At 67.1% G+C, this 21,322-nt stretch carries 18 protein-coding genes and 2 tRNA genes; 13 read left to right on the top strand and 7 right to left on the bottom strand.

All coding sequences use genetic code 11. The features are described 5' to 3' along the window. Positions 1–2: 2 nt before the first annotated feature. A complete protein-coding gene (locus ACW175_RS06550; RefSeq protein WP_492103796.1) occupies positions 3–2,258 on the bottom strand; it encodes a glycoside hydrolase family 88 protein in 2,256 nt (751 codons plus the stop codon). Between the two features lie 246 nt (positions 2,259–2,504). Here ACW175_RS06550 and ACW175_RS06555 point away from each other — a divergent pair, with 246 nt between their 5' ends. From ACW175_RS06555 to ACW175_RS06565, 3 genes are all read left to right on the top strand, one after another. Then, positions 2,505–5,459, top strand: a complete 2,955-nt coding sequence (locus ACW175_RS06555; RefSeq protein ID WP_492103797.1) for a TonB-dependent receptor — start codon at positions 2,505–2,507, stop codon at positions 5,457–5,459. A gap of 113 nt (positions 5,460–5,572) precedes the next feature. Further along, positions 5,573–6,277 carry a LamG-like jellyroll fold domain-containing protein gene (locus ACW175_RS06560; protein ID WP_492104913.1) on the top strand — a complete coding sequence of 235 codons (705 nt, stop codon included), beginning with the start codon at positions 5,573–5,575 and terminating at the stop codon, positions 6,275–6,277. 162 nt (positions 6,278–6,439) lie between these two features. Beyond that, positions 6,440–6,721 carry a hypothetical protein gene (locus tag ACW175_RS06565; RefSeq protein ID WP_492103798.1) on the top strand — a complete coding sequence of 94 codons (282 nt, stop codon included), beginning with the start codon at positions 6,440–6,442 and terminating at the stop codon, positions 6,719–6,721. 142 nt (positions 6,722–6,863) lie between these two features. Here the strand turns inward: ACW175_RS06565 and ACW175_RS06570 are convergent. Further along, positions 6,864–6,938: transfer RNA gene (locus ACW175_RS06570), tRNA-Val, on the bottom strand. A gap of 48 nt (positions 6,939–6,986) precedes the next feature. After that, entirely contained in the window at positions 6,987–7,700 is a 714-nt protein-coding gene (locus ACW175_RS06575; protein ID WP_492103799.1) for an HAD-IA family hydrolase, read from the bottom strand. Between the two features lie 68 nt (positions 7,701–7,768). Between ACW175_RS06575 and glmU the strand changes: the two genes are divergently transcribed. The 7 genes from glmU (at position 7,769) to ACW175_RS06610 (ending at position 16,916) form a co-directional block, all read left to right on the top strand. After that, positions 7,769–9,160, top strand: coding sequence for a bifunctional UDP-N-acetylglucosamine diphosphorylase/glucosamine-1-phosphate N-acetyltransferase GlmU (gene glmU / locus ACW175_RS06580; protein ID WP_492103800.1), 1,392 nt, complete (start codon positions 7,769–7,771; stop codon positions 9,158–9,160). After that, positions 9,157–9,840 (top strand): ribose-5-phosphate isomerase RpiA, encoded by a 684-nt coding sequence (gene rpiA / locus ACW175_RS06585; RefSeq protein WP_492103801.1) that lies wholly within the window; start codon positions 9,157–9,159, stop codon positions 9,838–9,840. Before glmU ends, rpiA begins: the two co-directional genes overlap by 4 nt. Before the next feature lie 42 nt (positions 9,841–9,882). After that, the gene (gor, locus tag ACW175_RS06590) at positions 9,883–11,283 is read left to right on the top strand and encodes a glutathione-disulfide reductase (protein WP_492103802.1); all 1,401 of its coding nucleotides are present in this window, start codon (positions 9,883–9,885) and stop codon (positions 11,281–11,283) included. Continuing rightward, the gene (locus tag ACW175_RS06595; RefSeq protein WP_492103803.1) at positions 11,280–12,515 is read left to right on the top strand and encodes an O-antigen ligase family protein; all 1,236 of its coding nucleotides are present in this window, start codon (positions 11,280–11,282) and stop codon (positions 12,513–12,515) included. Before gor ends, ACW175_RS06595 begins: the two co-directional genes overlap by 4 nt. 111 nt (positions 12,516–12,626) lie before the next feature. After that, entirely contained in the window at positions 12,627–14,006 is a 1,380-nt protein-coding gene (locus ACW175_RS06600) for a class II 3-deoxy-7-phosphoheptulonate synthase (protein WP_492103804.1), read from the top strand. Between the two features lie 145 nt (positions 14,007–14,151). Beyond that, the gene (locus tag ACW175_RS06605) at positions 14,152–15,942 is read left to right on the top strand and encodes a long-chain-acyl-CoA synthetase (RefSeq protein ID WP_492103805.1); all 1,791 of its coding nucleotides are present in this window, start codon (positions 14,152–14,154) and stop codon (positions 15,940–15,942) included. Positions 15,943–16,055: 113 nt separating this feature from the next. After that, a complete protein-coding gene (locus tag ACW175_RS06610) occupies positions 16,056–16,916 on the top strand; it encodes an alpha/beta hydrolase (RefSeq protein WP_492103806.1) in 861 nt (286 codons plus the stop codon). Here ACW175_RS06610 and ACW175_RS06615 read toward each other — a convergent pair. Both ACW175_RS06615 and ACW175_RS06620 read right to left on the bottom strand, forming a co-directional pair. Continuing rightward, on the bottom strand, positions 16,913–17,815 hold the full coding sequence (locus ACW175_RS06615) for a M23 family metallopeptidase (protein WP_492103807.1): 903 nt from the start codon (positions 17,813–17,815) through the stop codon (positions 16,913–16,915). The genes ACW175_RS06610 and ACW175_RS06615 overlap by 4 nt on opposite strands. Before the next feature lie 2 nt (positions 17,816–17,817). Further along, entirely contained in the window at positions 17,818–18,483 is a 666-nt protein-coding gene (locus ACW175_RS06620; protein WP_492103808.1) for a hypothetical protein, read from the bottom strand. A gap of 175 nt (positions 18,484–18,658) precedes the next feature. On the opposite strand from ACW175_RS06620, the gene panD reads away from it, so the two are divergent. Together panD and ACW175_RS06630 are read left to right on the top strand one after the other, a co-directional pair. Continuing rightward, the gene (gene panD / locus ACW175_RS06625) at positions 18,659–19,015 is read left to right on the top strand and encodes an aspartate 1-decarboxylase (RefSeq protein ID WP_099576484.1); all 357 of its coding nucleotides are present in this window, start codon (positions 18,659–18,661) and stop codon (positions 19,013–19,015) included. After that, a complete protein-coding gene (locus ACW175_RS06630; RefSeq protein ID WP_492103809.1) occupies positions 19,015–19,476 on the top strand; it encodes a hypothetical protein in 462 nt (153 codons plus the stop codon). Before panD ends, ACW175_RS06630 begins: the two co-directional genes overlap by 1 nt. A gap of 72 nt (positions 19,477–19,548) precedes the next feature. Here the strand turns inward: ACW175_RS06630 and ACW175_RS06635 are convergent, their stop codons facing one another. After that, positions 19,549–20,310: an SIMPL domain-containing protein gene (locus ACW175_RS06635; protein WP_492103810.1), complete on the bottom strand. Its 762-nt coding sequence runs from the start codon at positions 20,308–20,310 to the stop codon at positions 19,549–19,551. A gap of 149 nt (positions 20,311–20,459) precedes the next feature. Here ACW175_RS06635 and ACW175_RS06640 point away from each other — a divergent pair. Then, positions 20,460–20,535 (top strand) — tRNA-Ile (locus ACW175_RS06640). Between the two features lie 193 nt (positions 20,536–20,728). Here the strand turns inward: ACW175_RS06640 and ACW175_RS06645 are convergent. Then, positions 20,729–20,914 (bottom strand): hypothetical protein, encoded by a 186-nt coding sequence (locus ACW175_RS06645; RefSeq protein WP_492103811.1) that lies wholly within the window; start codon positions 20,912–20,914, stop codon positions 20,729–20,731. Positions 20,915–21,322: the final 408 nt, after the last annotated feature.

Here is a 21,322-nt window from a genome sequence, read left to right on the forward strand (position 1 = left end):
GCCTAGTGACTCGGGTTGAAGTCGGGCTTCCGCGCGAAGACGTAGGTCTCCCAGTCGGCGCGGCTGTGGAAGTCGAGGCCTTTGTCCCAGGCCGCGCCCATATAGTAGACGAACGGCTTGCCCGGCTCGACCTTGACCAGCACCAGCCAGTCCGTGTCGGTCTCGGTCACCCCGACGATCTGCTTGGGGTCGACCAGCAGGGCCACGCCCATCGTGCCCTTGTCGGGATCGGTGACATCCCAGAACGAGAACACGCCCTTGGCCTTGTCGGCGCGCAGGTCGCCAGCCTGTTTCGCGGTCGGCTTCTTGGTGACGCCCAGGGCCACGGTGATCGGCCCCTTGGCGTTCGAGCCGAAGGTCGAGACCATCCGCGTGAAGTTCGTGCCCATCGGCAGGGTGAAGGTCCGGCTCTCCCAGACCTCGCGCTTTTCCGCGACCTTCCAGGGCGCGTAGCTGACCTTGAACGAGGCCGCGTCGGGGCCGTCCTTCAGGATCTTATAGTCCTTCCAGTTGCGCGACACCCACAGTTTGCCGCCGTCCCAGACGCCCAAGCCGCCCGCGCCGCGGAAGGTCCCGACGTTGTAATAGTCGATGCCTTCGCCGTGATAGGCGTGCTGGTCGCCAGTGCGTAGCTGGCGGGTCATGAACGGGTAGCGGACGCTCTTGCCCCAGGCGTCGATGCCCGAGGTCGAGGGGGGCTCGAACTGCTCCAGGGCCGGGCCGTAGATGCGGTGGGCCGTGCGGTCGTTTTCCCACAGGATGTCGTCATAGCGCTCAGGCGCGTAGCGGACGGTGGCGCGTGGCTTGTCTTGGCCGGCCGGCGGCGGGGCCATGCGGTAGATCATCTTCGGCGGCGTCGGCTGGCCCGGCGCGGCGGGCGGAACCTGGGCGGGCGCCAGGCCGGGCCCCTCGATCGCCGGATCGTAGGCGAGGGCGGCGACGGCCTTCATCTCGGTGGCGTGGCGGGCCTCTTCCTCGGGCCCTCGAACGGTGCGCGGTACGGGCGGCACGGGCGTCGAGGCGGCCACGAAGTCGGCCGAGTCACGCGGCGGCTCGGCCAGGGGCAGGGCGGTGACGGGCTTGCCCAGGTTCATCACCTCCAGCCCGGCCAGCAGGAAGGCGCCCGTGCCGTAGGGACCGATGTCGTCGGCGGCCGTCGGCACCGGCTGGTCGCCGGTCTTCTGCACCGCGCCGATCATGCCGCTGGGCAGCACCTGCTTTTGAAGGCCGTTCCAGCCCTTCACGACCACCGGCTGGTAGGTCGCTCGGTCGAGGAGTCCATGGTTTATGCCCCAGGCCAGGGCGTAGACGAAGAACGACGAGCCGGAGGTCTCGGCCTCCGGGAACTTCTCCGGCTGCATCAGGCTGGACGCCCACAGGCCGTCGGCGCGCTGCAGGCCGGCGACCCGCTTGGCCATGGCCTGGAAGATCGCGACGTAGCGGGGCCGGGAGATGTAGTCGGCCGGCATTGATTCCAGCACACGCGCGGCGCCGGCCATCACCCAGCCGTTGCCGCGCGACCAGAAGAGCTTGCGGCCCTGCTCGTCGCGGCGCTCGATAAAGCGCTCGTCGCGGAAATAGAGGCTGTCGTCCGGGCTGTAGAGGCGCGCGAAGGTGCGCCACCACTGCTTGTCCATGGCGTCGAGGTACTTCTTGTCGCCGGTCTGGGCGCTCATCCGCGCCAGCACGGGCGGGGCCATGAACAGCGCGTCGCTCCACCACCAGACCAGATGCTCGGGGATCGGCTGGCGAGCCAGGTGGGGCAGGGCCCAGTCAAGGCGCTGGCGCAGGGGCATGATCACGCCTTCTTGGCCGCGACGGGCGTGGAGCTCCTCATAGAGGTCGCCGATCGCCATCTCGTCGGCGTTCAGCATGGCCTTTCCGTTCTTCGCGCCGCGCAGGGCGTAGTTGTAGTGCTCGGCCGCGTCGGTCAGGAACTTCAGCGTTTCGGCGTCGCCCGTCGCCCGCGCCAGACGCGCCGCGCCGACATAATAGGTCGCCGACACCCAGTTGGAGGACATCTCGCGCACCGCGCCGCCGGTGGTGACGGGGATCGGCTCGGCCCGCATGGCGTCGATCTGGGCCTTGTTGGCGCGGTTCAGCACCGCCAGCACGTCGGCCGGAGCAGGGAGTTGCGCGGCGTCCGCCGCGGGGCGCTTCGGCGCGGCCAGGACCGGCGCCCCGATGGCGCACAGGGCCGTGGCGCATAGCAAGGCGGCGAGGCCGGCCTGACGGATGGGCTTTGAACGCGGGGTCACGGGCACTGGCGATTTCCTCGACGCGCCGACGCTCATGGGGTCAGCGATATTCATTATTTGGAATAGAATGTCAGATTTTGAAAAGTTGTCCATCAGCCGCGCCATTGGGTGTTGGCGGTGTCACAGCATAGGCGCACCCGCCCATTATTCCGCCTGTGGGCTTGCAAAAAATGGAAACCAATCGCAGCATGTGAAGACAATGATACCGGTGTCATCAAGAACACCAACCTGGGAGGGTACGAGATAATGGCTTCATCCAAGAGTTTTGCCCTGCGTGATCGCCTGCTGACGGGCGCCGCGGGTCTAGTTTTCGCCCTGGCGGCCGGCGCGGCGCAAGCGCAACAGGCGGCCCCCGCTCCGGCGGGCGACGACACCGTCGAGGCGGTGGTCGTCACGGGCTTTCGCAACAGTCTCCAGCAGGCCCTGAACGTCAAACGCTCCTCGGCGGCGGCCGTCGACGCCATCTACGCCGAAGACATGGCCAAGTTCCCGGACCTGAACCTATCCGAATCCATCCAGCGCATCCCGGGCGTCGCGATCTCGCGTGACGCCGGCGAAGGCCGCCAGATCTCGGTCCGCGGTCTGGGCGCCCAATTCACCCGCGTGCGCATCAACGGCATGGAAGCGCTCACCACCTCGGGCGGCACCGACGCCTCGGGCGGCACCAACCGCAGCCGCTCGTTCGACTTCAACGTCTTCGCTTCGGACCTCTTCAACCGCATCACGGTGCAGAAGACCGCCTCGGCCGAGACCGAAGAGGGCTCGCTGGGCGCGACCGTCGACCTGAACACCGCCCATCCGTTCGACAAGCGCGGCTTCAACTTCGCGGTGTCGGGCAAGTACGGCTACAACGACCAGGCCAAGAAGGCCTCGCCGCGCGTGGCGGCCTTGATCTCTAACACCTGGCGCGACGACACCATCGGCGCCCTGTTCTCGATCGCCTATTCCAAGCGCGACCTGCTGGACGAAGGCACGAGCACGGTGCGCTGGCAGACGGGTACGGCGGCCGCGCCGGGCTTCCGCAGCGTGAAGGGCGTGACCTGCGCCACCAACGCCGCCGCCTGCGCCGAGGCCAATGGCGCGGTCCACCCGCGCATCCCGCGTTTCGACTGGTACAAGAACAAGCAGGACCGCCTGGGCATGACCGGGTCGCTGCAATGGGCTCCGGACGACAAGACCACGGTTTCGTTCGACGTGCTGTACGCCGACTTCAAGGGCGAGCGTAACGAGGACTTCCTTGAGACCTTCACGCCACAGACCGCCGGCGCCTGTACGGCGACCTCGGCGCCCTCATGCGGCATCAACCAGGTCGACGTGGTCGACTACACGGTGACCAACCCCCGTTCTGGCCTCTCGGTCATGACCAAGGGGACGTGGAACAACGTCGACCTGAAGACCGAGCAGCGCCACGACGAGCTGGAGACCGAGTTCCGCCAGTTCACCCTGGCCGGGGAGCACCAGTTCACCGACAAGTTCAAGGCCAAGGGCGTGCTCGGCTTCTCGAAGTCGACCTTCTCCAACCCGGTCCAGAACACGGTCCAGTGGGACCAGTACAACGTCCAGGGCTACAGCTTCGACTACAGCGGCGGCGACGCCTATCCGGTGATCAAGTACGGCACCGGCGACACCGTCAACGCCGACGCCTGGACCCTGGCCGAGATCCGCATGGTCCAGGGCTATGTCGACAACAGCTACAAGACCGGCCAGTTCGACCTGGCCTATGACTTCAGCGACGCCTTCAAGCTGAAGGGCGGCCTGTCCTACAAGGCCTATGGCGTCGAGAGCACGGCCTTCGCCCGCTCGAACGGCACGACCGCAAATATCAACCCGGTTTCGTCGACGGACCTGAAGAACGTGCCGCGGTCCAGCTATGCCGAGACGATCGATTTCTCCAGTCTGAAGATCCCGGGTGGCAACGTCTCCTCGTGGATCACGCCGGACCTGAACAAGGCCATCGCGGCCTTGCACATGGACGACGCCAGCTACGGCAAGACCGTCACCACCACGCCGGGCACGGTCTGGGTCAGCCCGTTCGGCAACTCCTGCTTCACCCAGGGCTGCGGCATCTACAACCTGGGTCGCGAACCCAGCCTGGGCAGCAACTACTCGATCGATGAGTGGGACACGACGGGCTACGTCCAGGGCGACTTCAAGTTCGACGTCGGCGGCGTGCCGGTGCGCGGCGATGTGGGCGTGCGCTACGTGAAGACCCGCCAGAAGGCGCTCGGCTACGGCGTCGTCCCGTCGAGCGTCAACGGCGTGAACTACCAGACGATCTCGGCCACCACCGCCACGCGCGCCTATACCGACGTGCTGCCGGCCATGAACGTGGTCGTCGAGCCGCGTGAAGACCTGCTGCTGCGCTTCGGCGCCGCCAAGGTCATGTCGCGTCCGAACCTCGGCTCGCTGACGCCGGGCGTGAACATCGGCACGGGTTCGACCAAGTCGGTGACCTCGGGCAACCCGTTCCTGGATCCGTACCGCGCCAAGACCGCCGACGCCGCCGTCGAGTGGTACTTCCAGCCGGGCGGCCTGCTGTCCTTCGCCTACTTCTACAAGGACATCTCGACGTTCGTGCAGAGCTATACCTCGGCGCTGTCGACCTTCGACCAGAACCCGTTCGGCCTGCCCGACAGCGCGGCGGTCGCGGCCTGCGGCACCACCCCGGGCTGCTCGCCCAGCCTGCCGGTCTGGCAGTTCAGCACCTCGGTCAACACGCCCGGCGGTCCGCTGAAGGGCTTCGAGATCAACTACCAGCAGCCCTTCACCTTCCTGCCGGCGCCGTTCGACAAGTTCGGCTTCCTGGGCAACTACACCCACGTGACGTCGAACGTGACGTACCTGTCCTCGACCGGCGCGGTGGCGGCCATCGGCCCGCTGACCAACCTCTCGAAGGACAGCTATAACGCCACGCTCTACTTCGAGAACAAGAAAATCAGCAGCCGCGTCTCGGCGGCCTATCGCTCCAAGTACCTGACCCAGATCCCGGGCCGTAACGGTTCGGACGTCGAGGGCACCAAGGCGACGCTGAACTTCGACGCCTCGCTGACCTACACCTTGAACAAGAACTTCGCTTTCACCCTCGAGGGGGTCAATCTGACCAACGAGAAGCAGGACCAGTATTACGACAGCAGCCAGCTGGTGTCGTTCTACCACGAGACCGGCCGCGAGTTCTTCGCCGGCTTCCGCTACACCTTCTAAATCTCATGCGCGGCGCGGTTCTTCGGAGCAGCGCCGTTTCGCTTTCCGAGGCGGCGGACCTATACGGTTCCGAAGCTGATATCGGGCTGGAGTCCGGTTTGAGGAGTAGAATGATGGGCGGTTTGCGACGACGCGAAGTCCTGGTCGGCGGCGGCGCCTTCGCTGGCGGCTTGTTGGCTGGCGGCGCCGAAGCGATGACCCGGCTCCCGGGTTCGACCCGCTGGGTTTTCGATCGCCTCTCCAACATCGGCGGCGTCGACACAGTGGTGGAGGGCGACCCGACCCTGGTCGACAGCCCCTATGGCAAGGCTGTCCAGTTCGACGGCGTCGACGACCGCCTGGTCATCGGCAAGCACCCGCTGGCGGGCATGGGCCAGTTCACTTTCGAGGCCCTGTTCCGCCCCGACGGCGGCGTCTTCGCCCAGCGCTGGTTCCACCTCAACGAGGAGGACCCGACGCCCGGCGCCCCGCTTTCGGTCACGCGCATCCTGTTCGAGATCCGCATCAAGGACGGCGCCTGGAGCCTGGACGCTTTCGCCACGGGGCAGGGTTACAAGCAGACCCTGCTGTTCCTGGACAAGACCTATCCGATCGGCCCCTGGTACTGGGTGGCCCAGAGCTATGACGGCAAGACCTATCGGTCGTTCGTCAACGGCGAACTGCAGGGCGAGGCCGACATCGCCTACGCGCCGCAAGGCCAGGGCCGCAGCTCGGTCGGCGCCCGCATGAACAAGGTCGACTACTTCAAGGGCGCGATCCGCGAAGCCCGCTTCACGCCCCGGGCGCTGGCGCCGGCTGCGCTGCGGAAGACCCGCTGACGGGGGCTCGATCGCCGCATCGGCCTGAATCCTGGTATGCCGTCGCGCGATCCCAAGTGCCGCGTAAGCGACTTGGCGTTGCACATGTCACCGCCAAACATATCCGTGGATTCCGGGACGTAACTTCCGGCCGACCCGGCTCGACCCGCGTATCGCCAACCCATGAAGCGCGAAGACATCGACCATCTGTTGGATTTCATGGCCAAGGAGGCGACGGAGAAGGGCGATGCCGCCTACCTGCCGGCGGCGATCACCTTCAACTCCGACACCTGGGTGAAGATGTCGGAGAAGGACTTGCCCACGACGTGCGTCAGCACTGGCGTGGGCATCCGCTATCGCGGCGTCCAGGTGCTGATCAGCGCGGCCCGGGAGGACAAGGTGCTGAACCGGGCCGAGGACGGCGGCGAGGGCAAGCCGCACTTCGACCTGGAGCCACGCGACTAGGCCAGCGGCGGCTTTGAAGGAACGGCCGGCGGCTCGACCCGCCGGTCCGCACGCCAATAGGGCAAGGGGCGCCAGCAAACCTAGGCCGAAGCCAAGGCCGGGCCTTCTTCGCTATCTATCTGAATTTTCGGGAAGAGGAGAATGGTGGATGCTGCAGGGATTGAACCTGCGACCCCCTCGGTGTGAACGAGGTGCTCTCCCGCTGAGCTAAGCATCCGCCTTGTCGGTTCGGGCCGCGAGGGACCGATCCGCGAGAGGAGGGGGCCTATAGCCCGGTGTTCGGCGCGGGGCAAGAGGCCAAAAGCGTCTTACAGGCCTGGGGGACATCCAAAAAGCTGTGGATGACCAGATCGGCTCCCAGGGTCTCGACCGGATCCTCGGTGTAGCCGAAGGATACCAGCACGCAGGGCGCCCCGGCGTTGCGGGCTCCGAGGGCGTCGTTGATGCTGTCGCCGACCATGACGGCGCGGGCCGGATCGCCGCCGACGGCGGCGATGGCGGCGGCTACGTGGCGGCCGTCGGGCTTGGCGGCGGGAGCGAGATCCGCGCCGACCACGGCGTCGAAGAACGGCGTCAGCGCCACGGCGTCCAGCAGGGCGACCGACAGGTTGGTCAGCTTGTTGGTGCAGACGACGAGCTTGGCGCCGGCGGCCTTCAGCTCGGTAAGCACCTCGACCACGCCGGGGAAGGGCGCGCTTTCGTCGGCGATGCGCTCCAGGTAGACGGCGATGAAGCGCTGGACCAGCGTCGGGCCGTGCTCGGCGTCCATGGGCGCGCCGGCGGCGGCGAAGCCGCGCTCCAGCAGGGCGCGCGCGCCGCGCCCGACCATCAGCCGCACCTCGTCGAAGGGCAGGGGCGGCAGGGTTTCCTGAGCCAGGATGGTGTTCAGCGCGCCGACCAGGTCCGGCGCGGTATCGACCAGGGTTCCGTCGAGGTCGAAGGCGATTGTCGCCCCGTTCAGGTCATGAAGCTCGCTCATGGGTCTGGCCTTTCCGCCAATTGGGCGGCTAATGCAACGCTGGAAGCGTCCCAGGGAGTCGCCAGTCCATGACTGATTCCGTTTCGAGCCCACCCCGTCCGCGCGCCGCCGTGATCCTGGCCGCCGGCCAGGGGACGCGGATGAAGTCGCCGACGCCGAAGGTCCTGCACAAGGTCGCCGGCCGCACCCTGCTGGACCTGGCCATCGACGCCGCCGAGGGTCTGAACTGCGAGCGGATCGTCGTCGTGGTCGGCGCGCACAGCCCCCAGGTCGGCGAGAGCGCCCGCAAGCGCCTCGGCCCGAACGCGACCGTTGTCCAGGATCCGCCGCTGGGCACCGGACACGCCGTGCTGGCGGCCAAGGACGCTCTGGCCGATTTCGATGGCGACGTGGTCGTCACCTATGCCGATTGCCCGCTGACGACCGCCGGAGTGATCGCGCCGCTGTTCGACCTGATGGCGGCCGGAACCGACGTCGCGGTGCTGGGCTTCGAGGCCGTCAACCCGACCGGCTACGGCCGCCTGATCATGGCGCCCGGCCATGTGCTGCTGCGCATCGTCGAGGAGAAGGACGCCGACCTCGCCACCAAGCAGGTCAAGCACTGCAATTCCGGCGTGCTGGCCGCTGACCGCGCCATGCTGTTCAGCCTGCTGGCCGACGTCCGCAACGACAACAGCAAGGGCGAGTACTATTTGACTGACGTCGTCGGCCTGGCCCACGACCGCAAGCTCTCGACCCGCGCGGCCTTCGCGCCGGAGCCGGCGGTGCAGGGCGTCAATTCCCAGGCCGAGCTGGCCGCCGCCGAGGCCGTCTGGCAGCGCGGCCGCCGCAACGCCCTGCTGACCGAGGGCGTGACCATGTGCGCGCCCGAGACCGTGCATCTGTCGTGGGATACCAAGATCGCCGGCGGCGCTGTCGTCGAACAGTTCGTGGTCTTCGGCCCGGGCGTCAGCGTCGAGACCGGCGCGGTGATCAAGGCCTTCAGTCACCTGGAAGGCGCGAGCGTCGGCGAGGGTGCGCTGATAGGCCCCTATGCCCGCCTGCGTCCGGGCGCGGAGATCGGTCGCGAAGCCCATATCGGCAACTTCGTGGAAGTGAAGAAGGTCAAGGTCGGGGCGGGCGCCAAAGCCAACCATCTCAGCTACCTGGGCGACGGCTCGATCGGCGAGAAGGCCAACATCGGGGCCGGTACGATCTTCTGCAACTACGACGGCTTCGAGAAGTTCGAGACCCATGTCGGCGCGGGCGCCTTCATCGGCTCCAACAGCGCCCTGGTCGCGCCCGTGCGGGTGGGCGACGGGGCGATGACCGGTTCGGGCTCGGTGATCGTCAAGAACGTGCCGGCCGAGGCCCTGGCCCTGGGGCGCGCCGAGCAGGTGATCAAGACCGGCTGGGCCGCGAAGTTCCGCGCCGCCAAGCAGGCGGCCAAGGACAAGAAGAGCAAGAAGGACAAGACATGAGCGCCGACGACCAGAAGCGCATCTCCGGCGAAGCCGCCGCCGAACTCGTCGAGAACGGCATGGTGGTGGGCCTGGGCACCGGTTCGACCGCCGCCTGGTTCGTCAAGGCGCTGGCGGCCCGCGAGCTGAGCGATATCCGCGGCGTGCCGACCTCGGACGCCACGGGCGCCCTGGCCCGCGAGCTGGGCATCCCGTTGGTGGCGCTGGACGACGTCAAGACCATCGACCTGACCGTGGACGGCGCCGACGAGGTCGGTCCGGGCCTCTCCCTGATCAAGGGCGGCGGCGCGGCCCTGCTGCGCGAGAAGCTGGTCTGGGAAGCCTCCAGTCGCTGCGTGGTCATCGCCGACGCCGCCAAGAAGGTCGACGCCCTGGGCAAGTTCCCTCTGCCGATCGAGGTGGTCCGCTTCGGCCACGTCCACACCAGCTGGCGCCTGGCCGACATCGCCGCCGAGTTCGATCTGCCGCCGCCGCGCCTGCGCATGGCCGACCGGGGCGTGGTGGTCACCGACGGCGGTAACCTGATCTACGACATGGCTTCCGGTGTGATCGCGGACCCCACGGCGCTGGCGGCGGCGCTGAAGAGTGTCACCGGCGTGGTCGATCACGGCCTGTTCCTCGATCTGGCCGACGAAGCGCTGTTCGGCACGGACGAGGGCGTGGTGCGCCTCGTTCCCTGACGTCCTACATAAGCCGCCCAAGCTTAGTTTCCGGAGGCCTTGATGGCTGACTACGACTTCGATCTCTTCGTCATCGGCGCCGGTTCTGGCGGCGTGCGAGCGGCCCGTCTGGCGGCAATGAGCGGCGCGAAGGTGGCCGTGGCCGAGGAATATCGGGTCGGCGGCACCTGCGTGATCCGCGGCTGCGTGCCCAAGAAGTTCATGGTCTATGCCAGCGAGGTCACCAGCCAGCTGAAGACCGCCAAGGGCTATGGCTGGACGATCGAAGTCGCCAAGTTCGACTGGAAGGGCTTCCTGCACGACAAGGACGTCGAGATCGCCCGCCTGTCGGGGATCTACGTCACCAACCTGCAGAAGGCCGGCGCCCACTTGCTGCACGGCCGCGCCCAGATCGTCGACGCCCACACCGTCGAGGTGCTGCCCAAGGAGGGCAGTAAGGACGCCGGGACCTATACCGCCCGGAAGATCCTGGTCGCCACCGGCGGCCGCCCGGTGAAGCCCGATTTCCCCGGCGCGGAGTTCGGGATCACCTCGGACGAAGCCTTCCACATCCCGAAGCTGCCCAAGAGCATACTGGTCGTCGGCGGCGGCTACATCGCGGTCGAGTTCGCGGGCATCTTCAATGGTCTGGGCGTCGAGACCACTCTGCTCTATCGCGGGGCCAATATCCTGCGCGGTTTCGACGACGACGTCCGCTCGCACCTGGCCGAGGAGCTGGAGAAGCGCGGCATCAAGGTGGTGTTGGGCTGCTCGCATACCAGCATCGAGAAGCAGGAAGACGGCACGCTGCTCAGCACCCTGACCAGCGACCTGACCTTCGAGACCGAGGCGGTGATGTTCGCCACCGGTCGCGAGCCCTACGTCCACGGCCTGGGCCTGGAAAAGGCCGGGGTGAAGCTGAACGATAAGGGCGCGATCGCGGTTGACGCGCATTCCAAGACCAGCGCCGCCAGCATTTGGGCCGTCGGCGACGTCACCGACCGCATCAACCTGACGCCGGTGGCCATCCGCGAAGGCGCGGCCTTCGCCCAGACCGAGTTCTATAACAACCCGACCAGCTTCGATCACGAACTGGTGGCTTCGGCGGTGTTCTCGCAGCCGCCGGTCGGCGCGGTCGGCATGACCGAGGCCGAGGCCCGCCACGCGTTCGGCACGGTCGACGTCTACCGCTCGGTGTTCCGGCCGATGAAGATCACATTCTACGGGGGCCAGGAGCGCTGCCTGATGAAGCTGGTGGTCAAGGCCGACGACCAGAAGGTGGTCGGCGTCCACGTGGTGGGCCCGGACTCGCCCGAGATCATCCAGATGGCCGCCATCGCCGTGAAGATGGGCGTGACCAAGCCCCAGTGGGATTCGACCTGCGCGGTCCACCCGACCCTGGCCGAGGAATTGGTCACCATGCGCGAGAAGTACGTGCCGGTCGAAGTCGGCGGGGTTGGATGACGCTGGCGGTGGCCTCCGCCGAGAGTCCCGAGCGCCGCACGCGGTGGTTGGGGGCGCTCGCCGTCTTCCTGATGGTGATGACGCCGCTGGTCGGCTACCTCGCGCCGCTGGGCTTCGCGCCCCTGCTGGCCGTGGTCGGCCTGCTGGCGGCGCCGAGCCTGGCGCGCTCGCGTCCGCCGCTGCTGCCGATGTTCGCCCTGATACCGCTGGTGCTGTGGGCGCTGGTCAGCCTGAGCTGGAGCCCGGCCGCGCCGGCGTTGTCGGCGCTGAAGCGCGGCAAGGACATTGGCGCGTTCACCGCGCTGAAGCTGGTTCTGGAGCTGGGGCTCTATGGGACCGCGGCCGCCACCCTCGGAACCCTGTCGCAACGCTCAGCGCGACTGGCCGGGCGGGTGATGCTGTTCGGCATGATCGCCCTGGCCGCGCTGACCTTCCTCGATTCCGCGATGCAGGCCAGAATTTATCAGGCGATCCGGGCCGCGACCCACGACCCCATTCGGCCCGATCTGGCGGTGGTGAAGGTGTCGATGCCGATCTATCCGCTGGTGCTGCTGTTCTGGCCCTGCGTGCGACTGCTGGACGCCTGGGGCTTCCGTGGCCGAAACGTGCTGATCGCGACCCTGGCGCTGATGATCCTGGCCGCTTCGCACTTCACCAGCGCCGACGCCTCGGGCGCGGCCCTGGTGCTGGGCGGTGTGGCCTGGCTGGGGACGCGGATCATCGGCAAGCCGTTCGTGCGCGGCATGATCCCGGCCGTCTCGACCCTGTTCATCTTCGCGCCGATGGTGGTGCTGTGGGGCGTGCGCTCGGGTCTGTTCGCGTGGCTGCACGCCATGGCCCCGCCGTCGTGGGACGCGCGGCTGAACATATGGGCGTTCGCCGCCAACCAGATCGTCGAGCACGCCCTGCGCGGCTGGGGCATCGACGCCAGCCGGGTCTTCGGCGCGGCCATTCCGCTGCACACGCACAACGCCGCGCTGCAGCTTTGGCTGGAGCTGGGCGCGCTGGGCGCGGCTCTCGCGGCGGCCTTCTTCGCCTGGGTCCTGTACCGGATCGTGGCCTGGACCGGGGAGAACCGCCGCGACGGCGCGATGGCGGCCGCGACCCTGACGGCCTATGTGGTGATCGGCGGCCTCAGCTTCGGCGTCTGGCAGGAGTGGTGGCTGGCGCTGGGCGTCATCGCGGCCGTCGGCTGTTCGATCGCGCAAAAATCGAGCGCCGCGGGGCGTTAGCGCGACCACGACTTTCTCGCCTTGGCGGATCCGCAGTGTTCAGTCGCACGATTTTGCCTTTTAGTTCCTTTCGCGGTATCTACGCCGCCCTTTCAGTTATCGAGCTCCGTCATGACCGCCCGCTGGACACCCGCCGCCTGGAGAGCCAAGCCCGCCAAGCACATGCCCACGGATTATCCGGACATGGCCGCGGTCGAGCGGGTCGAGCAGACCCTGCGCCAGATGCCGCCACTGGTCTTCGCCGGCGAAGCGCGCCGCCTGAAGAGCCTGCTGGGCGATGTGGCCGAGGGCCGGGCGTTCCTTCTGCAGGGCGGCGACTGCGCCGAGAGCTTCAAGGAATTCCACGCGGACAACATCCGCGACACCTTCCGCCTGATCCTGCAGATGGCGGTGGTGCTGACCTTCGCCGGCGGCAAGCCGGTGGTGAAGGTGGGACGTATCGCCGGCCAGTTCGCCAAGCCGCGCTCCGAGCCGATCGAGACCATCGGCGAGACGACCCTGCCGTCCTATCGCGGCGACATCATCAACGGCATGGATTTCACGTCGCAAGAGCGCGTGCCCGATCCGGACCGCCTGATGAAGGCCTACGGTCAGTCGGCCGCGACCCTGAACCTACTGCGCGCCTTCGCCAACGGCGGTTACGCCGACCTGCACAACATCCACCGCTGGACCCTGGGTTTCGTCGGCGACAGCCCGCAGGGCGCTCGTTATCGCGAGCTGTCCGACAAGATCACCGAGAGCCTGGCCTTCATGGCCGCCATCGGCGTCACGCCCCAGAGCCATCCGGGCATGCATCAGGTGGAGTTCTTCACCAGCCACGAAGCCCTGCTGCTGGGCTTCGAGGAAGCCATGACCCGCGTCGATAGCACCTCGGGCGACTGGTACGACACCAGCGCCCACCTGTTGTGGATCGGCGAGCGCACCCGCCAGCTGGACGGCGCCCACATCGAGTTCATGCGCGGCGTGAAGAACCCGATCGGACTGAAATGCGGCCCGACCATGGAGGGCGACGACCTTCTGCGCCTGATCGACGTCCTGAACCCCAACAACGAGCCGGGCCGCCTGACCCTCTACGGCCGCTTCGGTTCGGACAAGATCGCCGACCGCCTGCCGCGTCTGATGAAGGCCACCAAGTCGGCCGGCCGATCGGTGGTCTGGGCCACCGACCCGATGCACGGCAACACGCTGAAGGCCTCGACCGGCTACAAGACCCGTCCGTTCGACCGCATCCTGAGCGAAGTGAAGAGCTTCGTGGAGATCGCCCAGGCCGAGGGCGTCCATCCGGGCGGCGTGCACCTGGAGATGACCGGCCAGAACGTCACCGAATGCCTGGGCGGCGCCCGCGCGGTCTCGGAGACGGATCTCGCCGACCGCTACCACACGCACTGCGACCCGCGTCTGAACGGCGAGCAGGCTTTGGAGCTGGCCTTCCTGGTGGCCGAGAAGCTGAAATCCGATCGCGACGATCAGCGCCGCCAAGCGGCGGGTTGAGCCTGTGGCCGGGGATCGTCGCTGGGGCGGCGATCCTGAGTGATCGCTGTTCAGCTTGAGCGAACATTGAAAGGTTTGCGATGCGGCGCGACGTGTCTTGACCCGTCGCGCGGCGCTCTCCAATGGTTGTTTAAGGGAGAGATGAATGCGTTTGCGTCAGAAGATTAAGCGGGAAATCCGCTTCCTGAAGGGCCTGTCCCGGACGCTGAAGCGCGTGAAGTCCATCGCTCCCGACAGTCCCAACCTGATCTGCGACGATCTGGAGGCGGCCGTCGACAAGTGGCGTGATCGCCAGGCCATCACCTTCGAGGGCAAGTCGGTCACCTACGCCGAACTGGACGCCATCGCCAATCGCTACGCCCACTGGGCCAAGGGGCAGGGGCTGACCAAGGGCCAGACCGTGGCGCTGTTCATGCCCAATCGCCTTGAGTATCTGGCGATCTGGTACGGCCTGACCAAGGTTGGCGTGGCGACCGCGCTGATCAACAACCAGCTGACTGGCGCGGCGCTGGCGCACTGCCTGAACATCTCCCAGGCCCTGCACTGCATCGTCGATCCCGAGACCTCGCCGTGCTTCGAGGACGTCAAGGGTCAGCTGGAGCGCCACATGCAGCAGTGGGTGCTAGGCCCGGCGCACGGCGAGCAGCGCGATCTGGTCAAGGCGCTGAAGAGCTGCAGCCAGCTGCGTCCGGACCGCGAGACGGCCCGTGACGGCATCACCGCCAAGGACACCGCGCTCTACATCTTCACCAGCGGCACCACCGGCCTGCCCAAGGCCGCGCGCATCACCCACATGCGCGCCCAGCTGTACATGCGCGGCTTCGCGGGCTCGACCGGCTCCAACCAGAACGACCGCATCTACGTGACCTTGCCGCTGTACCACGCCACCGGCGGCCTCTGCGCCATGGGCGCGGGCCTGCTGAACGGCGGCTCGATCGTGCTGCGCAAGAAGTTCTCGGCCACCCATTTCTGGCCCGAGATCGTCGCCGAGAAGTGCACGATGTTCGTCTATATCGGCGAGCTGTGCCGCTACCTGGCCAACCAGCCCGAGCACGAGCTGGAGCGCGCCCACAAGATCCGCATGATCTTCGGCAACGGTCTGCGTCCGGACGTCTGGAACGACATGCTCGACCGCTTCAAGGTCGGCGATGTGCTTGAATTCTACGGCGCGACCGAAGGCAATGTTTCGCTGTTCAACTTCGACGGTCGCCGCGGCGCGATCGGCCGGGTCCCCGGCTATCTGAAGAAGAAATTCAATATCCGCATCGTCAAGTTCGACATCGAGACCGAGATGCCTGTGCGCGGCCCGAACGGCTGCTGCATCGAGGTCGCGCCCGGCGAGGTCGGCGAGTGCATCGGCCACATCGGCAGCGACGCTCGCTCGAACTACACCGGCTATGCCGACAAGGCCGCTACCGAGAAGAAGGTGCTGCACGACGTCTTCCAGAAGGGCGACGCCTGGTTCCGTACCGGCGACCTGATGAAGGTCGATGGCGACGGCTACATCTATTTCGTCGACCGCATCGGCGACACCTTCCGCTGGAAGGGCGAGAACGTCGCCACCAGCGAGGTCTCGGAACGCATCGCCGGCTTCGACGGCGTGCAGGAAGTCAATGTCTACGGCGTCAAGGTTGGCGACCTGGACGGCAAGGCCGGCATGGCCGCGCTGGTCGTGGAAGACGGCTTCGACATCGAGGCCTTCGCCAAGTACGTAGACGAGCAGCTACCCAGCTACGCCCGCCCGCTGTTCGTGCGCCTGCAGCGGCAGATCGAGACGACCGGCACATTCAAGTATCGCAAGATCGACCTGGTCAATGACGGCTTCGACCCCGCCACGACTAAGGACCCGCTGTACTTCCGCGATCCGGCCAAGGGCTATGTGAAGATCACCAAGGCTCTGCACGCCAAGATCGAGAGCGGGGCTTTCAAGCTCTAGGGGCGGCGAAGACCGGCGCTCGGTGTTGGTGGAAGGACGCGCATGAGCGTCCGAAAGCTTCGTGCGTTCGTAGCTCTAGCGGAGAACAACGGCGGAGGCGCGGCGTGGCGGGAATGCGGGTGACGAGACGTGTGGGACTGGCCGCCCTGACGGCCGCGATGACCTCGGCGTGCTCGCCGCTGTCGCTCTTCGCGACCTTCACGCCCAAGGATGCGGCCAGGGTCGAGGACAAGGGCGCGCGCTACGCGGCCGGACCGCGCGGCGGCCTCGACGTCTACGCTCCGCCGGTGGCCAAGGGCCCCGCGCCGGTGGCGATCTTCTTCTATGGCGGCTCGTGGGACAGTGGCCGCCGCCAGGATTACGGCTGGGCCGCGCGCGCGATCGCCGCCCAAGGCTTCCTGACCTTGGTCCCGGACTACCGGCTGTATCCGGAAGTGCGCTATCCCAGCTTCATCGACGACGGCGCCCAGGCCGTGCGCTGGGCCGTCGAGCATGCCGCCGCCCTGGGTGGAGATCCCGGTCGCATTGTCCTGATCGGCCATTCCGCGGGCGCCTACAACGCGGCCATGCTGGCCCTGGACACCCGCTACCTCACGGCCGCGGGTGTGAAGCCGGGCGTCATCAAGGCCTTCGCCGGCTTGTCGGGTCCCTACGCCTTTTTGCCGCTGGATGGCCCGATCACGCGCCAGACCTTCGGCGAGGCGTCGGATCTCGAAGCGACCCAGCCGACCCACTACGCCCGCGCCGATGCGCCGCCGACCTTCCTGGCCACCGGCGACAAGGACACCACGGTCCGTCCGCGCAACACGCGCATACTGGCCGCCGCCCTGCGCGACAAGGGCGCCAGGGTCGAGGAGCGCCATTACGCTGACCTCGACCACGCCGGAACCGTGCTGGCCCTGTCGCGGCCCTTCCGCCGCAAGTCGACGCTTTTCGCCGACATGACAGCCTTCCTCAAGACCGCTGTCGGCTAACCCCCGCAGGCTTGGCCGTTCAGCTTGCGCTGGTAGGCCTCGGCCAGGCTCAGATAGGGCGGCAGGAAGGTCAGCAGGGCGATCGGCTTGCCGTCGGTCGTCGTGCCCGTCACGCCCGCCCGCAGCTCGAAATGCAGGTGGATGGTTGTCGGCGTACCGCCGAAGTCGTTCGAGACCTTGCCCAGCTTCTGGCCCCTGACGACCTGATCCCCTTCCTTCACCGCCAAGGTCGACATCTGCATGTGCAGGTAACGGTAGGTGTAGTGCGGCTGGGCTTTGGCCACGAGGGTGACGCTGTACGAACCGATGTCCGTGATCGTCCCGGCCTCGGCGGCCACGGCGAAGTGTTCGTTCTTCTTACAGGTGGCCGGGCGGATGTCCTGGCCCTGGTGGCCCGTGCCGGATCCGGCGCACAACGGGTTTGTCCGCGAGCGGGCTTCGCAGAAGGTATCATGCCAGGGCAGGCTGTAGTTCAGCGTGTCGCACTGGCTGGGCTTGCCGGCCGGGCCCATGCCGCCGCCCGGGCCGTAGACCTGCGAATTGGCGAAGCCGGCCTCGGCCAGCGGCCAGCACATGTTGGGCGACCAGATCGTGCGGTCCATATAGCCCGGACCCTGGCCGGCCGGGATCGCGCCCGCCGGCGCGTGGTCGAAGGTGGCCTGCGCGGGGGCGGGCGGATCGGCCGGCCGCGGCGCGGGATCGGGGCTGGGTGGCACGGGCTCGCTGGAAGGCTGCTCGGCGCCGCCGTCGGATGGCGTGTCATCGGGCTGTGGCGGGCCGGGCTCGGGCGACGGCGGCTTGGGCGTCTCGCCGGGCGCCGGAGGCTTGGTGGTGTCGTCGCAAGCGGCCAGCGGCGCCAGGGTCAGGACGGCCATTAGCAGGAGCGGGGAGAGGCGCATGGTCAGCCCCCCAGCCCGGCGGCTTCACGGGCGGCCTTGCCCATCACCACCGCCGTGGTCTTGCCGACCAGGCCCAGCACGTAGTTGTCGTCGGCGCAGCGAGGGTCGCCGGCGGCGTCGCAGCGGATTTCCACCGAGTAAAGCACGCCGTAGCGCACGAAGCTGGCCAGTTGACCGTCGACCGTGCGCTGGACGATCAGCATCTCCGGCCCGGTCTCGATCTTCAGCGGCTTGGACGCCGGCATCGGCACGGTGGCGGTCGTCCCGCTCAACGAGACGCGGCCTCCGGTGGTGTTGCTGGTGATCGTATAGTAGTCGCCGAAGCTGTAGATCCGCGCCCCGGCGGTCAGCTTGGCGTCCTGCGGTAGCAGGATCGGCACGGCGGTCAGGTCGACCTGCTCGCGATCGAGGTTGGTCGCCAGGCTCTCGCCGACATTGGCCGACTGGCGCAGGCCGCCGACGGCGCCCTGCCAGTCCACGCGGACGCGCGGACGGGCCGCCAGCGCCGCGATCCCGGGACGGATAGCCGCCGCGCCGGGGATCGGCGCGCCGGTCGCATCCCGCGTCTGCGCCTTGCCGGTCGAGATCCAGGCCGCGCCCGCGAGCACGCTCACGGCGACGGCCCCCGCCACCGCCCACCCTCTTGAATGACGCATGGTATCCCCCACAGAACCGCGTTCTCTCAAACCTTAGCGCGAAAAGCGCGTGGTGTTAACCATTGGTCCCGCGTCCGGGTGCGATTGAACGGTTGTGGGCTTGTGTCTATATGGCGTGACCTGTTTCGGGCCTTGTGTGTGGCGCCCCTGAAAATTCAATTCATTTCAAAGGGATAAGGTCCCCGCCATGCTGCTCACCATGCTGAAGGCCAAGCTGCACCGCGCTACGGTGACCCAGGCCGACCTCGACTACGAAGGCTCGATCGCCATCGATCGCGACCTGCTGGACGCCTCGGGCATCCTGCCGAACGAGCAGGTCGACGTTCTGAACATCACCAACGGCGCTCGCTTCACCACCTACGCCATCGAGGCTCCGCGCGGCTCGAAGGTGATCGGCGTCAATGGCGCCGCCGCCCGCCTGGTGCAGAAGAACGACCTGGTGATCGTCGTCACCTACTGCCAGATGGCCGCGGAAGAGGCGCGCAACTACGCCCCGACCGTCGTGCTGCTGGACGAAGGCAACCTTATCAAAAAGGCCGCCTGATGCGTCGTATCGCGCTCGTTGTTCTGGCCGCCGCGGGCCTTTCGGCCTGTTCGCCGAAGCTGCCTACGGGCGTGGACGAGGCTGTCCTGACCCAGTCGGTCGGCAAGTCGATCGGTTCGCCCTCGACCTGCGTCGTTATCGCCGACGCTAGCGGCAAGCTGGTGTGGCGCGGCGGCGGCTATGTCACCTGCTCGCGCAACCTGCCGTCCTGCGACGGCGCGCAGACCACGGCCGAGACGTTGTTGAAGGCCAATGTGGGCAAGCCGGCCCGCTTCCTCAGCTGCGCCAGCGGCGGACCCGCTGGCGCCACGGTGGGCTGGTCCATCGGCCCGGTGCCGACCGGCGAGGGCAAGCCGCCGCGCGGCCTGACCTATGTCGCGGTCATGGAAGGCGACAAGGCGCTGCCAGGGCTGGAGATCAAGGAACGCGTCGAGCGGGCCTTCAAGAAGGCGGGCTTCTAGACACGTCAAAGCCGCCGCCGGGATCCCGGCGGCGGCTTTTTCCTAAGCGCGGGTTGGGGCGCTGCTCGGGGCCTACTTGGCGGCTTCGTACGTCGCGCTGATATCGATGCGGACCTTCAGTTCGCCGGCGGCGATGCTGGTCGAGTCGGCCATTTCGCGCTTGGCCATGGCGAACACCGGCATCGGCGCGGCCGGGGGCGAGTAGCCGCCGCCTTCGCTCAGATCGACCAGGCGCACGGCCTTGTAGCCGGTGGCGCGGCCATAGAGCTCGGCCTTGGCCTGCAGCGCCTTGACCGCTTCCAGGCGGGCGGCGTCCTCGGCGGCCTGCGGGTTGATGAGGCCGAAGCTGATGCCGTTGACCGTGTTGGCGCCGGCATTGACCGTGGCGTCGACCGTCGCGCCCAGCTTGGTCAGGTCGCGGACGGTGATCGTCACCTGGTTCGAGGCCTGGTAGCCGGTCAGCTTCGGCGGCTGGTTCTGCTCATAGGCGTATTGGGCGTTGAGGTTCAGGTTCGAGGTCTGGACGTCGCGCTCGGCGATCCCGGCCTTCTTCAGGGCGGCCATCACCTGGTTCATGCGCGCGCCGTTGGCCTTCAGGGCCTCGCCGGCGGTCAGGGCCTCGGTCTGGACGCCCAAGGTGATGGTGGCCATGTCCGGCGCCACGCGGGTCTCGCCATAGGCCGACAGGCTGAACGTCGTGGCCTTGAACGCCGAGTCCGCGCCGGTCTGGGCCGAGGCCGGGGCGGCGGCGCCCATCAGCAACGCGCCGCCGATCAGGGCGGCCACGGCGGAGGATTGGGCGATCGAGGTCAGGCGGCGAGCGGTGTTGGTCATCGTTCTTTTCTCCAGGGCGGTCGGGACAGGGAAGCGTCGCCGGACAGCTATGCGTTCCCTGATGACAGCTCCAACCTGAACCGGAGCTTTAAGCCGCGTTCGGCTCATGCTAATCCGCCGCTCTCGCGTACGTTCATCCGTATCCGCGCGGGCCTGTAGCTCAATGGTTAGAGCCGACCGCTCATAACGGTCTGGTTGGGGGTTCGAGTCCCTCCGGGCCTACCACTTCACCCAAATTGCGCAACGAAATCAGATCGCTTTGGTGGGTTAGGCAATAGGGTTAGACACTAGTTCGTTCGATGTATGTTCCGCGCGAGCTAGGCGCGAACCGGGTTCGCAGCCTAGGTGCTCTAGCCGGCGGGCGGGAAAAAGCCCGCTCCGGCGTTGGCCGGAGCGGGCTTCATTGTCAGCCCAGCTCTTAGTGAGACGGGAAGTCGGCGGGCAGTTCGGGGGCAGGGGCCACCTTGCTAAACTGCTCGCTTCGTTTGAACTCGCTAATACGGCCCTGATTGAGGTCGTAGTAGGCGGCAATCTGGTGTTGATAGTAACCCGATTGCATGGCCAGCTTAGCGACGCGCTTTTGTTCGTCAGTCAGATGGCGCATCGGATCAGCTCCGGTGCTTGGTGGGGTCGACGAGACGGTAGCCCTGGCCGGGCGAGAGGCTCGGAGGCAGGGGTTTGCCGCGCGTCGAAGTGACCTCGCCGGGGATGTGGCCCCCGCGAACGCCGATACGTTCATACTGTCCAGATTTAGGGGTGGGTTGCCCCGGTCGAAGGGGTGGCCGTTGAGCCATAGTTATTGCTCCTTGGTTCTTTAAAGTCAGATTGACTTGAAAAAGCCTTGGAGCGGGAATAGGGAAAGGTTGCTTACACCATACCTAGTCCCGCCGTGGCCTAACCGCCGGAAGCACCGGACAATCGACCTACCAAAGCACCCCGGAGACTTCTCCGGGGTGCTTTTTTATTCGGATATCGGGATGAGTCGCACAAGTGCCAAAACGAGACACTTAGG

Source organism: Caulobacter sp. FV1ye6ST (assembly GCF_058681225.1).

Bases quoted from the DNA above. Each gene is read 5' to 3' on its own strand.
- ACW175_RS06555 (WP_492103797.1), top strand. From the start codon at position 2,505: ATGGCTTCATCCAAGAGTTTTGCCCTGCGTGATCGCCTGCTGACGGGC.
- ACW175_RS06560 (WP_492104913.1), top strand. From the start codon at position 5,573: ATGGGCGGTTTGCGACGACGCGAAGTCCTGGTCGGCGGCGGCGCCTTC.
- ACW175_RS06565 (WP_492103798.1), top strand. From the start codon at position 6,440: ATGAAGCGCGAAGACATCGACCATCTGTTGGATTTCATGGCCAAGGAG.
- ACW175_RS06575 (WP_492103799.1), bottom strand. From the start codon at position 7,700: ATGAGCGAGCTTCATGACCTGAACGGGGCGACAATCGCCTTCGACCTC.
- glmU (WP_492103800.1), top strand. From the start codon at position 7,769: ATGACTGATTCCGTTTCGAGCCCACCCCGTCCGCGCGCCGCCGTGATC.
- rpiA (WP_492103801.1), top strand. From the start codon at position 9,157: ATGAGCGCCGACGACCAGAAGCGCATCTCCGGCGAAGCCGCCGCCGAA.
- gor (WP_492103802.1), top strand. From the start codon at position 9,883: ATGGCTGACTACGACTTCGATCTCTTCGTCATCGGCGCCGGTTCTGGC.
- ACW175_RS06595 (WP_492103803.1), top strand. From the start codon at position 11,280: ATGACGCTGGCGGTGGCCTCCGCCGAGAGTCCCGAGCGCCGCACGCGG.
- ACW175_RS06600 (WP_492103804.1), top strand. From the start codon at position 12,627: ATGACCGCCCGCTGGACACCCGCCGCCTGGAGAGCCAAGCCCGCCAAG.
- ACW175_RS06605 (WP_492103805.1), top strand. From the start codon at position 14,152: ATGCGTTTGCGTCAGAAGATTAAGCGGGAAATCCGCTTCCTGAAGGGC.
- ACW175_RS06610 (WP_492103806.1), top strand. From the start codon at position 16,056: ATGCGGGTGACGAGACGTGTGGGACTGGCCGCCCTGACGGCCGCGATG.
- ACW175_RS06615 (WP_492103807.1), bottom strand. From the start codon at position 17,815: ATGCGCCTCTCCCCGCTCCTGCTAATGGCCGTCCTGACCCTGGCGCCG.
- panD (WP_099576484.1), top strand. From the start codon at position 18,659: ATGCTGCTCACCATGCTGAAGGCCAAGCTGCACCGCGCTACGGTGACC.
- ACW175_RS06630 (WP_492103809.1), top strand. From the start codon at position 19,015: ATGCGTCGTATCGCGCTCGTTGTTCTGGCCGCCGCGGGCCTTTCGGCC.
- ACW175_RS06635 (WP_492103810.1), bottom strand. From the start codon at position 20,310: ATGACCAACACCGCTCGCCGCCTGACCTCGATCGCCCAATCCTCCGCC.
- ACW175_RS06645 (WP_492103811.1), bottom strand. From the start codon at position 20,914: ATGCGCCATCTGACTGACGAACAAAAGCGCGTCGCTAAGCTGGCCATG.